The organism is Blautia sp. DFI.1.216 (genome assembly GCF_020594215.1).
Classification (GTDB): domain Bacteria; phylum Bacillota; class Clostridia; order Lachnospirales; family Lachnospiraceae; genus Blautia_A; species Blautia_A wexlerae.
On the sequence record NZ_JAJDML010000006.1, the window covers coordinates 73,564 to 86,618 of the forward strand.

11 protein-coding genes are annotated in these 13,055 nt (G+C 40.5%); 3 read left to right on the plus strand and 8 right to left on the minus strand.

The features are described 5' to 3' along the window. Window positions 1-44 precede the first annotated feature (44 nt). Entirely contained in the window at window positions 45-1,523 is a 1,479-nt protein-coding gene (locus tag LJE11_RS03910; RefSeq protein WP_008705054.1) for an ABC transporter substrate-binding protein, read from the minus strand. A gap of 255 nt (window positions 1,524-1,778) precedes the next feature. Between LJE11_RS03910 and LJE11_RS03915 the strand changes: the two genes are divergently transcribed. Both LJE11_RS03915 and LJE11_RS03920 read left to right on the plus strand, forming a co-directional pair. Further along, window positions 1,779-3,512, plus strand: coding sequence for a sensor histidine kinase (locus LJE11_RS03915; protein ID WP_055053800.1), 1,734 nt, complete (start codon window positions 1,779-1,781; stop codon window positions 3,510-3,512). 36 nt (window positions 3,513-3,548) lie between these two features. Continuing rightward, window positions 3,549-5,132 (plus strand): response regulator transcription factor, encoded by a 1,584-nt coding sequence (locus LJE11_RS03920; RefSeq protein WP_215680418.1) that lies wholly within the window; start codon window positions 3,549-3,551, stop codon window positions 5,130-5,132. Between the two features lie 68 nt (window positions 5,133-5,200). Here the strand turns inward: LJE11_RS03920 and LJE11_RS03925 are convergent, their stop codons facing one another. The 6 genes from LJE11_RS03925 to LJE11_RS03950 form a co-directional block, all read right to left on the minus strand. Continuing rightward, complete coding sequence (locus LJE11_RS03925; RefSeq protein ID WP_025577749.1) at window positions 5,201-6,868, minus strand: sensor histidine kinase; 1,668 nt, start codon at window positions 6,866-6,868, stop codon at window positions 5,201-5,203. 160 nt (window positions 6,869-7,028) lie between these two features. After that, window positions 7,029-7,700: a phosphate signaling complex protein PhoU gene (gene phoU / locus LJE11_RS03930; protein WP_118633563.1), complete on the minus strand. Its 672-nt coding sequence runs from the start codon at window positions 7,698-7,700 to the stop codon at window positions 7,029-7,031. A 2-nt stretch (window positions 7,701-7,702) separates the two neighbouring features. Then, window positions 7,703-8,461: a phosphate ABC transporter ATP-binding protein PstB gene (gene pstB, locus LJE11_RS03935; RefSeq protein ID WP_022381180.1), complete on the minus strand. Its 759-nt coding sequence runs from the start codon at window positions 8,459-8,461 to the stop codon at window positions 7,703-7,705. A gap of 5 nt (window positions 8,462-8,466) precedes the next feature. Continuing rightward, window positions 8,467-9,372, minus strand: coding sequence for a phosphate ABC transporter permease PstA (gene pstA, locus LJE11_RS03940; RefSeq protein ID WP_008705064.1), 906 nt, complete (start codon window positions 9,370-9,372; stop codon window positions 8,467-8,469). Beyond that, window positions 9,362-10,219 carry a phosphate ABC transporter permease subunit PstC gene (gene pstC, locus LJE11_RS03945; protein WP_008705066.1) on the minus strand — a complete coding sequence of 286 codons (858 nt, stop codon included), beginning with the start codon at window positions 10,217-10,219 and terminating at the stop codon, window positions 9,362-9,364. The genes pstA and pstC overlap by 11 nt, the downstream gene beginning before the upstream one ends. Before the next feature lie 146 nt (window positions 10,220-10,365). Next, the gene (locus LJE11_RS03950) at window positions 10,366-11,229 is read right to left on the minus strand and encodes a substrate-binding domain-containing protein (protein ID WP_008705068.1); all 864 of its coding nucleotides are present in this window, start codon (window positions 11,227-11,229) and stop codon (window positions 10,366-10,368) included. A 317-nt stretch (window positions 11,230-11,546) separates the two neighbouring features. Between LJE11_RS03950 and LJE11_RS03955 the strand changes: the two genes are divergently transcribed. Then, a complete protein-coding gene (locus tag LJE11_RS03955) occupies window positions 11,547-11,939 on the plus strand; it encodes a C-GCAxxG-C-C family protein (RefSeq protein WP_118411261.1) in 393 nt (130 codons plus the stop codon). 129 nt (window positions 11,940-12,068) lie between these two features. Here LJE11_RS03955 and LJE11_RS03960 read toward each other — a convergent pair whose 3' ends face one another. Further along, window positions 12,069-13,040 carry an Rpn family recombination-promoting nuclease/putative transposase gene (locus LJE11_RS03960; protein ID WP_227295567.1) on the minus strand — a complete coding sequence of 324 codons (972 nt, stop codon included), beginning with the start codon at window positions 13,038-13,040 and terminating at the stop codon, window positions 12,069-12,071. Window positions 13,041-13,055 lie beyond the last annotated feature (15 nt).

Consider the following 13,055-nt stretch of genomic DNA (forward strand, 5'->3'; position numbering starts at 1 on the left):
TCTGGAATATAACAGGGGATGCATAGCGGCATCCCCTGTCTGTGTTATTTATTCTCTTCCAGCCACTTGTCCAGCTGTTCCTGTTTGGTGCTGATCACTTTCTCAATTCCTGCTTTCTTCAGTTCCTCAATAAATTTCGGAAGTGTTTCTTCAGGATCTACTGTACCAGAACCAAGAGCAGCTGCATATTTTGCTTTTACATTACTCAGTGCAGCCAGTTCGTTTGCAACACTTGTAGAATCATAGGTAAATCCGAATGCTTTTGATTTGATTGCACTCTCATTCAGTGCCTTTGTTTCATCCCAGATATCTGGTGAATCACCCTCCCAGATATGCATTTTAAACTGGTCAAATAACTGCCATCCTTCTGCCAGATGATACGTGTTGCTGTCATCTTTTCCATCCGGATAGTTAATGATATTATTTTCAGCATCTACAACTTCGTAATCAACACCTTCTTCCCCCCAGTTCAACAGGTTCAGAATATCTGCATTTCCATATAAATAATCCAGACACTGCATTGTTTTATCTTTATCAGCAGAACTTGAACTGATGCCATAAGTCAGGTAAGAAATTTGTGCAGTGCCAGCCCATGGTTCGGAAATCGGAGCAATCTCCATCTCTGTTCCGCAAAGTAAAGCGGCACGGGTATCATATCCTGGTTTGTTTGGTGCAAGGTAAGAAAAAGCGGCACCTGCTTTTACCTGATTCTCCGCACTCTCTGTTGTGGTTGCAGCATCTTTGGACAAATAACCTTTTTGCTGCCAGTCATACATTGTTTCTACAAACTCTTTATATTCATCTGTCTCATAATAATCTACAACTGTCGTGTCCTGACCATGATCCATCAATACACCAAATCCATCAGTAAGTGTATCATTCATTTCATATTTGGTATCCGGTGTTGCACTGTTATTGCTTGCCATCATGACCATATCTGGATATTTTTCTTTCACAGTTGCATAAACGTCAGTCAAATCTTTATAATCTGTGATAGAAGATACATCAATTCCACACTCATCCAGAATATCTTTTCGCATAATAACAGATGACTGGCAGAACCATTCGCGTCCTGTTGTCACACCGTATACATAATTTCCGATATTTGCTGCTTTCGCAGTATCACCAAGCAGTTCTTTAATATTATTGCCATATTTGTCGATATATTCAGACATGTCAATAACCTGCTTCGCATTCACCATGGAATTAACCTGTTCCACCAGGATTGGTACAATGTCCATCTTTTCTCCACCGGATAGAATCAGCTTCATTGTTTCCGCATAGGCACCCCAGCTGATCGGTTCGATATCGAGTTCCATATTGATATCTTTCTTCATAATCTCATTGATTTTCTTCTCGATGCGATCTGTATCTTCCTCCTTATCTCCAATATAAGCCATTGTAACTGTATAAGTCTCATCAGAAGAATCTTTAGCCTCTTTTGAACCGGAATCACCACAGGCAGTCAGCCCCATAGAAGCCAGTACCATAGCCATTCCCGCTGCAATCACTTTCTTATTCATCCTTTTACCTCAATTCTTTTCCTTTTTAATTTTTTTTGATGTATACATCTCTCTGTCTGATGTTTCTCATTATACAGATTTTCCAGTATTTTAATAGTAAAATAACGACCTCACACTTTCCGAAATCCGATTTCTTTTTTCATAGCTTGTCTCTTTTGTTGTATCAAAAGGTCGGAATATTATTATCTTTTTATCGGATTTTTGTTATAATTGTTTTCATCATAATGATTTTATAATATTTCAGGAGGTATTTATATGTATTCCAGACATCGTGTTGCCGGATACTCCATTGATCATGTCATAAAATTTTTGTTTTTTCTGTTGGTTCCGGTTGTAATCCTGGATATCATGATCAGCTGTTTTGTCATTTTTTCCATGCGTTCCCAAAGTATTCAGTCCCTGCAAGATACAACATCCCTTTATGCTTCGCAAATCGACACCGCACATATTTCCATCAATCGCTATTTAATCCGGCTCCTGACTGAAAATGACGATGCAGATACTCTGTTGGAAACACAGGACAAACTGGAATTCATTTCATCCGCAGAACGAGTTCATAATAATATTGATATTTTTCTGGAATCTTTTGAAAAAGGATATCAGATTTTTCTATATAATTCAGAGAATGAACGGATGTATCGTCCTACAGAAATTTTTCAGACACTTACTCAGAATCAGCTCGTACTGCTGAACAAGCATCTAATCCAAAAAATAACTGCGCCCAAAACAAGTTTCTACACGGATGCCTGGGAAGTACTAATGTTCGGAAAGAACGTATATTTTTACAAATCCTTTCATACAGGCTCCCACTACGCCTGCTGTTTTATTCCTGCTGACAATATCATTCAGCCACTAAAAAACATAATTAAAGAAAAAGACGGTTTCATTTCTCTTACCTCGCAAAACGGAACCGTACTTACTAATAAAGAACTGCTGAAGCAACACCATATTGAATTTTCAAGAAAAAGCAATTCCGATTCTTACGAGACTTATAATAAGGGAAATAATCTGATTATCAGCGGTGCTCTGATTATGGGTGCTTTTTATCCTCAGATTATTCTCAGCAAATTCAGGGCTTATGAAAAAATAATCCTGCTTCAGTTTATTCTTGTACTGGCAGTCCTTCTGGTCGCAGTTATCCTGTTTACTTCCATTTTCTATATGAAGAAACACGTTCTGACTCCGATCAAGCTCTTTTTAGAAAATCTGGCACATCTGGATGATTCTGCAGAAACCATCAGTTTAAAAGACACCAATCTTCTCGAACTTGAGCAGGCGAACTCCCAGTTCAAAAATCTGATGCGCCAGATCAAAAAACTGAAAATTGACATTTACGAAAAAGAACTGGAAAAACAAAAAACAATGATGAATTATCTTCAGCTACAGATCCGTCCTCACTTTTTTCTGAACTGTCTGAATACCATTTACAGTATGGCACAGACGCAGCTTTACGAAGAGATCATGAAAATGTCTATGATTACTTCCAACTATTTTCGATATATTTTCCAGAACACCCAGGATCTTGTTCCTGTAAAAAATGAACTGGAACATATAAAAAATTATATGGAAATCCAAAAGATGCGTTACGGAGATACGTTCTCCTATGAAATTCACGCAGAAGAAGGTACAGAAAACATACGAATCCCACCAATTCTGATCCAGACCTTTATAGAAAACGCCATCAAACACTCCAATACTTTTGATGACCCCATAATCATACGCACAGACATCGCCTGGATGACTGCCGGCGGAAATTCACATGAAAATATTCAGATTCAGGTCATGGACACTGGATGCGGATTCTCGGAAGACATCCTGCAATCCCTAAATTCTGCTATTCCTCTGGAACCTCAAAATGGTCACCGTATTGGAATTACCAATGCCATCCAACGTCTGAATCTGCTGTACGGTCAGGGAGAAGCGGTCATTACTTTCTCAAACCTCCCGTCTGGGGGTGCCTGCGTAACCATCCTTCTCCCTGCAATCTGATCCAATTCTCTGCCTAATTTATGAAAGGAAAGTTTTATGAACGCATTATTAGTTGATGATGACCGCTTTGTTGTAGCGGCCCTTGAGAAAAAAATAAACTGGGAGCAACTAACAATCACAGAAGTACTCACTGCTTTCAATATCCGTCAAGCTCAGAAAATCATAGAAAAAAACTCCATCGATATCTGTGTTTGCGATATCGAAATGCCCGGCGGTTCTGGTCTTGATCTTCTTTCCTGGGTCCGGGAATCAGGAAAAGAAATACAATTTATTTTCCTGACCAGCTATGCGGATTTTGATTACGCAAAAAAAGCTATCGAACTGTCCTCCCTCGATTACCAGCTAAAACCTATAGACTTTGATACTTTATCCCATATTCTGGAAAAAGCAGTTTCTAAAGTCAGAAAGAATGCTGCGCTCACCCAGACAAAAGCAGACAGTCAGAAATGGAAAGATAATTACCGCTATATTGTAGATTTATTCTGGAAAGAACTTTTTGCCACCACTCTGTTTCGTGAACCTTCTCTTCTTGAAACAGAATTAAGAAAAAAAGATCTTTCCTATACAGCAGATGACCTCTTCATTCCTGTTTTGTTCCGGCTTTATCCACTCTCCGGCCAGATAATGCCCATGGAGTCTTCCATGGTAGATTTTTCTTTCCAGAATATTACAGCCGAAACCTTTCAGAAATCCTGCATTCTCTATGAGTCTATAGTGATACTGAACACCTTTGAATACGTTGTCATACTTTCTGGATTGCAACTGGAACAAATCCGTCAGCCATTTACAGAAAATCTACTAACACTGTTCAAAAATCTTCAGAGTTTTCTGCACTGTGAAATTGCATGCGGCATTGCACCAGAGGTTTCCCTGACAGAACTGCCTGAAACTCTTACCAGACTACGTGAAATGAGAGAATCCAACCTTAACTCCGTAAATAAACCACTTTTTCTGCAAGATTTTGTTCCCAGCACAACTTCCTACATCCCTCCATCACTGGAAGTAATCAATACTTTTCTGGAACAAAAACAGGCAGACGCAGCTTTACAGAATATCGAAAATTACCTGTCCAAATACATTCAGGCCAGTGGTATCACCAAAAATTTTCTTCTGCATCTGAGACTTGATATCGAACAAATTGTTTTTTCCTATCTACATAAAAACGGAATCGAAGCACACACTCTATTTTCTTCAGAAGAAAGAGACGAACTGATCACAAAATCTCTGGACGCTGTACCATATATGTTTAATTATCTGCGCTATCTGATACAACGCGCCGTAGAATACAATAGCTTCGTCAACGAAAAAGACTCCGTCGTTGATATTGTACTCAACTATATCCATCAGCACTACTCCGAAGATATCTCACGTACCATGCTGGCTGATATGGTTTATCTCAATCCAGATTATCTGGCACGACTTTTCAAAAAACAAACGCAGACCTCTATCATCAATTACATCACCACCTATCGGTTAGAAAAAGCAAAAGAGCTTCTGCTCAACCCTGACATCCCGGTTGGAACAGTTGCTTTGAAAGTCGGCTATGGAAATTATTCCTACTTTTCCAAACTGTTTAAAGATGTGGTCGGCTGCACCCCCAATGAATATCGAAAAAAATAAAAAGGTTCTTTCTACGGTATAATTTAGAGGGGCTGTCAAACTGACATCCCCTCTGTATCTATTCTATTTTATTCCTTATGCACTTTCAGAAATTTCATAGTAATTTCCGTTCCACTTCCTTCTTCACTTCTCAGCACAATACTTCCATTCAAAGTGCTGACCGCATGCTTCACAATAGAAAGTCCCAGTCCGGTACCTCCAATCTCTTTGGAATGACTTTTATCCACTCTGTAAAATCTCTCAAAAACTCTATCCTGATCTTCCTTTGGAATTCCCACACCTGTATCCTTGACTACAATCTGTATCTCATGTGCAGTCTGAGTCAGAAAAATGCTTACACTTCCATCATTTCGGTTATACTTAATGGCATTATCGCAGACATTATAAACTGCCTCTTCTAGAAGTGTCCGAACTGCTTCCATCTTCATACTGTCCCCACAGATATAAAGATGCACATTCATGCTCTGTGCTTTCTCCTTCAGACTTTCAAAGGCATTCTTACAAACCTGATAAACATCCACCAGTTCCCAGGTGTAGGATGTTTTTTCCTCGTCAAGCTGGGAAATCTGGATCACATCCTCAACCAGCTGAAGCAGTCTCTGGGATTCCTTATAAATACGCCCTGCAAACTTGGGAATATCCTCACATTTCACCAGACCGCCCTGCATGATCTCCGCAAATCCTGAAATAGAAGTCAGAGGAGTCTTCAGCTCATGAGAGACATTTGCCGAAAACTCTCTCCGCAGATTCTCCCTCTCAAGCTTCTCTGTCACATTCACAAGCAGGATCACAGCACCTTCTGTTTTTTGTCCACGTACCACAGGATTGGCAATCAACTGGATATCGCTTCCATTTAATTTCAATATCAGTTCCGCATGTTCTCCGCTGAGAACCTGCTCGATCGCATGTCTGAAATCTTCCGCACGATCCAGACAGTAAACACTTTCTCCCTGACATACTTTATCTACCCGGAACAGATTCCATGCACTGGAATTGGCAGAAAGAATCATGGTATACCTATCAATCACGATCAGACCTTCCTGCATATTTTCTGTAATAAGAGAGAATTCTTCCTGCTGCTGTTTTGCCAGTTCCAGCTGCTTCTGGATTTGCCGGTTCTGTTTATGGATTTTACCTAAAAGCGGAGAAAGCTCCTCGTAAATCTTATTCTCCTCCGGATGCTCCAGATCCAGCTCATTCACAGGTTTTACGATCCTTTTTGATATCACAGATGCCATGATTCCTGATAGAATCAGCATCAGAAATAAGAGTCCACATAAGGGAAGAAGAAGATTTTCAACCAGTGCCAGCACAGAATCCTGAGTGCCTGAAACTCTCAGCACAGTTCCATCCTTCAGACGCAGTGCATAATAAATTGTTTTCTCAGAAAGTGTATCCGAATACCTGGAACATTCTCCTGCACCATATTTCTCTGCTTTCTGAAATTCAGTTCTGTTCTTATGATTTTGCATTTCATCTGCATCAGCCTTATTATCAAAAAGCACAGTTCCATCCTTATTAATATAAGTAATCCTTGAGCTCTTATCCTTTACATTCTTCAGATAATCTGTTCCCTGCTGCTCCACACCATATGCCAGATAAGCAGCTTCCTTAGACAGCTCTTTGCGCATCTGTCCGTCAAAATTGCTGTAAAGGATTCCCATTACAGCAGCCAGTCCCACAGTCAGAACCAATGCACATACAAACATTATAGATTTAAAGATTTTTTTTGTCACTTCTCTTCACTTCCCCTTTTTATTTAATACCTCAGGCAGATATCGGTCTCCGATTGAGATATATAATAACTCAAATATCCGCAAACGGTTCCCGCCTGCGGATATAAAAAGCCCTGCTTCCAAATAATTATATTCAAAATCAGAGACTTTCTCTATTCAATTAATTATTCAGATAATCCTGATGCTCATTATTTCTGTGCTGTCCTGTGATGGAATATTCTACCCATTCAGCAATATTCACTGCGTGATCACCAATACGTTCAAAGTACTTTGCAGTCATAAGAAGATCCAGCCCTGTCTTGGCATCCAAATTTCCTCCGTAAATCATATCTGCAAGCTTCTCTTTGATCTCGTTAAACGCATCATCCACCACATCATCTCTGTCAATGACATTTCTGCACAGCTCCAGATCACTCTTTACAAAAGCATCCACGCTCTCAGTTACCATACGCACAGTGTCTTCCGCCATCTGTGTGATAGTCTCCGGGATCGCAGTGGTATTCTTTGCAACATATAAAGACAGATCTGCAATATCTGCTGCCTGGTCACCGATACGTTCCATATCAGAAACCATCTTCAATGCTGCAGATATCTCTCTTAAATCTCTTGCAACCGGGTGCTGATGGAGCAGAAGACTCAGGCACAGATTCTCAATCTCTCTTTCCTTGGCATCAATATCTCTGTCCGTCTCAAAAACCTGGCGGGCAATCTCTTCATTCTGTACCTTCTGGATTGCTTTTGCAGAGAATGAAATTGCTTTCTCACAATAGCTTCCCAGTGTGATAAGCTGAATGTGCAGTTCCTCCAGCTGTCTTTCGAAATACTTTGACATAATCAACCAAACCTTCCTGTAATATAATCCTCTGTACGCTTGTCAGAAGGCATAGAGAACAGTTTATCAGTATCATCAAACTCAACTACTTCTCCCAGAAGGAAGAAAGCTGTTTTATCAGAAATACGTGTAGCCTGCTGCATATTATGAGTTACCATAACAATGGTATAATCCTTCTTTAACTCCATCGCCAGCTCCTCGATCTTGGAAGTTGAGATAGGGTCAAGTGCGGATGTAGGCTCATCCATCAGAAGTACCTCCGGCTGAACTGCCAGTGCTCTGGCAATGCAAAGTCTCTGCTGCTGACCACCGGACATACCCAATGCGCTTTTCTTTAATCTGTCTTTTACTTCATCCCAGATTGCCGCATCACGGAGAGATTTCTCCACAATATCGTCCAGCTTAGACTTGGAACGGATTCCATGGGTTCTCGGTCCATATGCAATGTTATCATAAATGCTCATAGGGAAAGGATTAGGCTTCTGGAATACCATTCCCACTCTTTTTCTCAGGAGATTCACATCCATATCTCCGTAAATATCTTCACCGTCAAGCTGTACCTTACCGGTGATCACACATCCCTCAACAAGGTCATTCATACGGTTTAAAGATTTCAGAAGTGTAGATTTACCGCAGCCACTCGGTCCGATAAAAGCTGTGATTTCTTTCTCCGGAATTGCCATGTTTATATTCTTCAGCGCATGAAACTTTCCGTAATGTAAGTTCATATTTTCAACTGTTATTTTTTCATTTCCACTCATTTTTCTTATCCTTTCGCAATTCGTTTGGCAACTGCTCCGGACAGGAAATTGATTACAAGAACAAATGCCAGAATAACAACTGCTGTCGCAGATGCCTGATTCATATGAAGACCTTCACCTGACAGCACATACATATGAAGTGCCAGAGTACGTCCGGAACCCATCAGGTTCTTCGGAACCTCTGCAACTGTACCTGCTGTATAGATCAGGGCTGCTGTCTCACCGATCACACGTCCGATGGCCAGGATCACACCTGCCAGAATACCAGGTACTGCTGATGGCAGAACAATGGTGAAAATGGTACGAAGTTTACCTGCTCCAAGTCCGAAGCTGGCTTCACGATAAGAATCAGGGACAGACTTCAGGGCTTCTTCCGCAGTACGCATGATCAAAGGAAGAATCATGATCACCAGTGTGAAAGCACCGGACAGAAGTGAAAGTCCCCAATGCAGTGCTGTTACGAAAAACAGCATACCGAAAAGACCATATACAATAGAAGGAATTCCTGAAAGTGTTTCTGCCGTAATACGGATCACATTTACAAGCTTACTTCCTTTTTTCGCATATTCTACCAGATAGATGGCTGCAAAGATTCCCAGCGGTGCTGCGATTACAAGTGAAACAACCGTCAGGATGAATGTGTTGATCAGAGAAGGAAGTAAGGAAAGATTCTCTGAATTATAAGTTAAACTGAACAAGTCTGTTGACAGATACGGTACGCCCTTGACCAGAATATATCCGATCAGAAAGAACAGTAATGCAAATGTCAGGACTGCACCTAAAAGGGTAAGCAATGCAAGAACACCTGATCCCGGATGCTTAATGTATGCCTTCATCTGATCTGAGAAAGAAGACTCATTCTGCTTTTTTTCTTTAGACAAATCAATTGCCGCTGCTGTATCAATTTGCATGTTCTGCCCTCCTGTTCAGTAAAGAAAGACTCAGGTTAATGATAAGAATAAAGATAAATAACACAACTGCTGTTGCGATCAGAGCTTCTCTGTGAAGACCTGTTGCATAACCCATCTCAGTGACGATATTTGCAGTCATTGTACGGACACCTTTTAGGATTCCCTGTGGCATTCTCGGCTGGTTACCTGCAACCATTACAACTGCCATTGTCTCACCGATCGCACGACCGATTCCAAGTACTACTGCTGCCAGAATACCTGATTTTGCTGCCGGAAGCATGACAAAAAAGATGCTTCTCTCCTTGGTTGCTCCCAGTGCCAGTGAACCTTCGTAATAACTCTCAGGTACGCTGCGGATCGCAGATTCCGTAACTCCGATGATAGTCGGCAGGATCATCATTCCAAGCAGAACACAGGCTGCCAGCATACTGGTTCCTGTTCCGCCGAAAATCTGTCTGATCAGAGGAACAATGAGAATCAGGCCAAAGAAACCATACACAATAGAAGGTACACCTGCCATCAATTCAATTCCTGATTTCAATGGTCTGTAAATTTTCTTCGGGCAGTAACGTGCCATAAAAACAGAAGTAAAGAGTGCAATCGGCACACCCAGGAGAATGGCACCTGCAGTTACATAGATACTTGCTACGATCATTGGAAGGATTCCAAAAATATCATTTGACGGCTTCCACTTTGTTCCCAGCAGGAACTTCAGCGGACCGATTTTCCCGATAGCCGGGACACCATTTGCAAACAGAAATGCACAGATCAGAAACACTGCCAGCACTGAAGTACAGGCTGCGATCAGAAATACACATTTCATTGCTTTTTCTTTAAAGTGGTTCATTCATTACACCTTTCTTTCCCTGTATCAAAAATCATAACCGGTCACTTCTACAGTAATTCTTAAAATATGATTTTCGACATACAAACAGCCCGCCTGCTGTATTATTTCATTCACAGGCGAACTGCTCTGAAACTAAATCTGTTACATTATTTAGCAAGATCTTCCCATGTAGTAGTCTCGCCTGTGTATACAGCCTTTACCTGATCGCTTGTAAGTTCATCAACATCATTGTCTTTGTTTACGATGACTGCGATACCATCTCTTGCGATAACTGTAGCTGTAAGACCAAGGTCTTTCTCTTCATCCTTCAGGTCACGGGATGCCATACCGATATCTGCTGTTCCTTCTGCTGCCATGTTTACACCTGTTGTGGAATCACTCTGCTGAACTTCTACAGTTACGTCTTTGTTTACTGCTTCATAGCCTTCTGCAAGTTTCTCCATAACCGGTGTTACTGAAGAAGAACCTGCAACTACTACTTTACCGGAAACTCCGTCTGCTGCTTCATAAGCCTTTGCATCTGCTGCTTCTTTGATATATCCGTTGTCCTCTACAATCTTCTGTCCGTCAGAGCTCATGATGTAGTTTACGAAATCCTTTGCTGCATCGCTTTCTTTATCAGATGTAAGGATGTTGAATGGACGTGCGATTTTGTAAGAATCATTGGAAACATTATCTACAGTAGCTTCTACACCGTCGATCTTAACTGCCTTTACTGTATCATCCAGAGAACCAAGGGAAATATAACCGATTGCATTCTCATCACCTGCAACTGTTGTCATCATAACAGATGTGCTGTTTGTTACACTGGCTTCATCTGTAGTCATATCTACTTTCTCGCCGTCTTTTTCTTCTTCAATTCCAAACAGTTCTACGAATGCTCCACGTGTACCGGAACCATCCTCACGGGATACAACTGTGATGTCTCCGCTTGCTGCACTTACGATTGTTGTAAAAGCTGTTGCTCCGATAACTGCTGCTGTAAGGATTGTTGCTATTTTTTTCTTCATGATAATTTTCTCCTCTTCCCATGAGCCATGTTTTTAATATAAAGTGAAAGGCTCATTTCCTTTTTAATATTTTTATGTTTTATAACTTGTTGCCTCATTTACAAGTGCTATTATAGAAATCCAAAGTTAAATGTAAAACCACGCTAAAGTAAAATCTTTGTAAATTGAAAATTTTTGTGAAGGTTGTAAAAACAGGCTCCAGGTGCTATCATAAACTATATCTTTAAATCCCCACCCACTGCTTATTGCTTTTCGCAATTAAATCAGTGGACTTACTTGATTCGTTTAAAATTTATACACAGGAGGATTTTTTATATATGGAAAATTTAAGATGTGAAAAAGCAGTAGAAAAGAAACATAACGGCTATAACTGTGCACAGGCTGTGGCCTGTTCTTTCTGTAAAGAGGCATCTATGGATGAGGATACACTCAAAAAGATCACACAGGGATTCGGTGCAGGACTTGGCACCATGGCCGGTACATGCGGAGCAATCTCCGGTGCTGCAGTTGTAGCAGGACTTATTAACCAGGACAAAGCCGGAACCTCTCAGACTGTTCGCTCTGTCATGAATCAGTTTAAACAGCAGAATGGAACTGTAATATGTAAAGACTTAAAGGGTGTAGAAACCGGAAAGGTACTCCGTTCCTGTGATGACTGTGTCAGAGATGCGGTAAAATTCCTGGAAGACGCATTAAAATCAGAAAATTGATTTCAGGCAGATATTCACAATACATAAATACCAACGCAAAAGAGGCTATACACTCATAACGTGCATAGCCTCTCTCAATTTCAAATTTTCTCAGTTCCCTATTAACTTTATATCAGTAAGTTTCTTTTACTACCTGTTCACAGTCATCTGCTGTTCCTGAACTTTTTTTATTTCCTCCAGAGACAGATTCAGCATCTCAGCAACCTCTTCCGGAGTTTTTCCACTCATAAGAGCTCCAAGAATCATTCCCTCATGGCGTCCTTGTTGTATTCCTTTTTGTTCTCCTGTACGCATTCCTTTTTCATAAATCCTATCTCCAAATCCTGTCATTTTGCTCGCCTCCTTCTGAAATGGTTCTGACCATTTTATATGTGAATATTTTTGTATCCTGTTTATATCACCGTCAAATATTCCGTTCAAATACTCAAATATTCCGTTTTCTTCTGGTTCTTTTCCCTGTCGGATCATAATTACCGTTAAGAGATCATATTCATCCTCTGGTTCATCTGCTATCCCTATGATATCCTTCTTCGAAAAAGAATATTCCGTCAACGTATTTTGCAGTTTCTTTGGCACATCCTCCGCACAGATCCATATGGAATAACATTTCTCCAATTTTGAATAATCCGTGGTCTGTGTAATCATACTTAGCTGGGAGGAAAGGTCTCTGGCTACATAATATACTGCACGTTTTAATATAGGATATGACGGATTACTTGGTCGGTAGCTTTTCTGTGCTTCCATATCAATATGTAAATTCACTCTTATCTTCTCTGTAGATAATTTAGGATTTATTATTTTAAACCGAATATCAAATCGTACCAGCTTCTCCACCAGAGACGACAATTCACTGTCTTCCTTTGTTAATCTCAAATCCCTTTCTATGTTTGGTATATCACTTACGAAATCATCTTTTGTAATAGAAGAAATATCTAAACACTGTAGAATTTCTTCCTGTGAGCACGTTTTAAACTCCGACACTGTCATCTGCAGGATAGGAACAATAATCTCTTTATTACTCATAAGCTGTTTCATTCCTGCATCATACTCTGCGCCAGTCACTCCAGACGTATATACGTCCATCTTCGTCTCATCACGCATGATTTCTCCTCTCCG

Bases quoted from the DNA above. Each gene is read 5' to 3' on its own strand.
- LJE11_RS03960 (WP_227295567.1), bottom strand. From the start codon at position 13,040: ATGCGTGATGAGACGAAGATGGACGTATATACGTCTGGAGTGACTGGC.
- pstA (WP_008705064.1), bottom strand. From the start codon at position 9,372: ATGCAAATTGATACAGCAGCGGCAATTGATTTGTCTAAAGAAAAAAAG.
- LJE11_RS03950 (WP_008705068.1), bottom strand. From the start codon at position 11,229: ATGAAGAAAAAAATAGCAACAATCCTTACAGCAGCAGTTATCGGAGCA.
- pstB (WP_022381180.1), bottom strand. From the start codon at position 8,461: ATGAGTGGAAATGAAAAAATAACAGTTGAAAATATGAACTTACATTAC.
- pstC (WP_008705066.1), bottom strand. From the start codon at position 10,219: ATGAACCACTTTAAAGAAAAAGCAATGAAATGTGTATTTCTGATCGCA.
- phoU (WP_118633563.1), bottom strand. From the start codon at position 7,700: ATGTCAAAGTATTTCGAAAGACAGCTGGAGGAACTGCACATTCAGCTT.
- LJE11_RS03920 (WP_215680418.1), top strand. From the start codon at position 3,549: ATGAACGCATTATTAGTTGATGATGACCGCTTTGTTGTAGCGGCCCTT.
- LJE11_RS03910 (WP_008705054.1), bottom strand. From the start codon at position 1,523: ATGAATAAGAAAGTGATTGCAGCGGGAATGGCTATGGTACTGGCTTCT.
- LJE11_RS03915 (WP_055053800.1), top strand. From the start codon at position 1,779: ATGTATTCCAGACATCGTGTTGCCGGATACTCCATTGATCATGTCATA.
- LJE11_RS03955 (WP_118411261.1), top strand. From the start codon at position 11,547: ATGGAAAATTTAAGATGTGAAAAAGCAGTAGAAAAGAAACATAACGGC.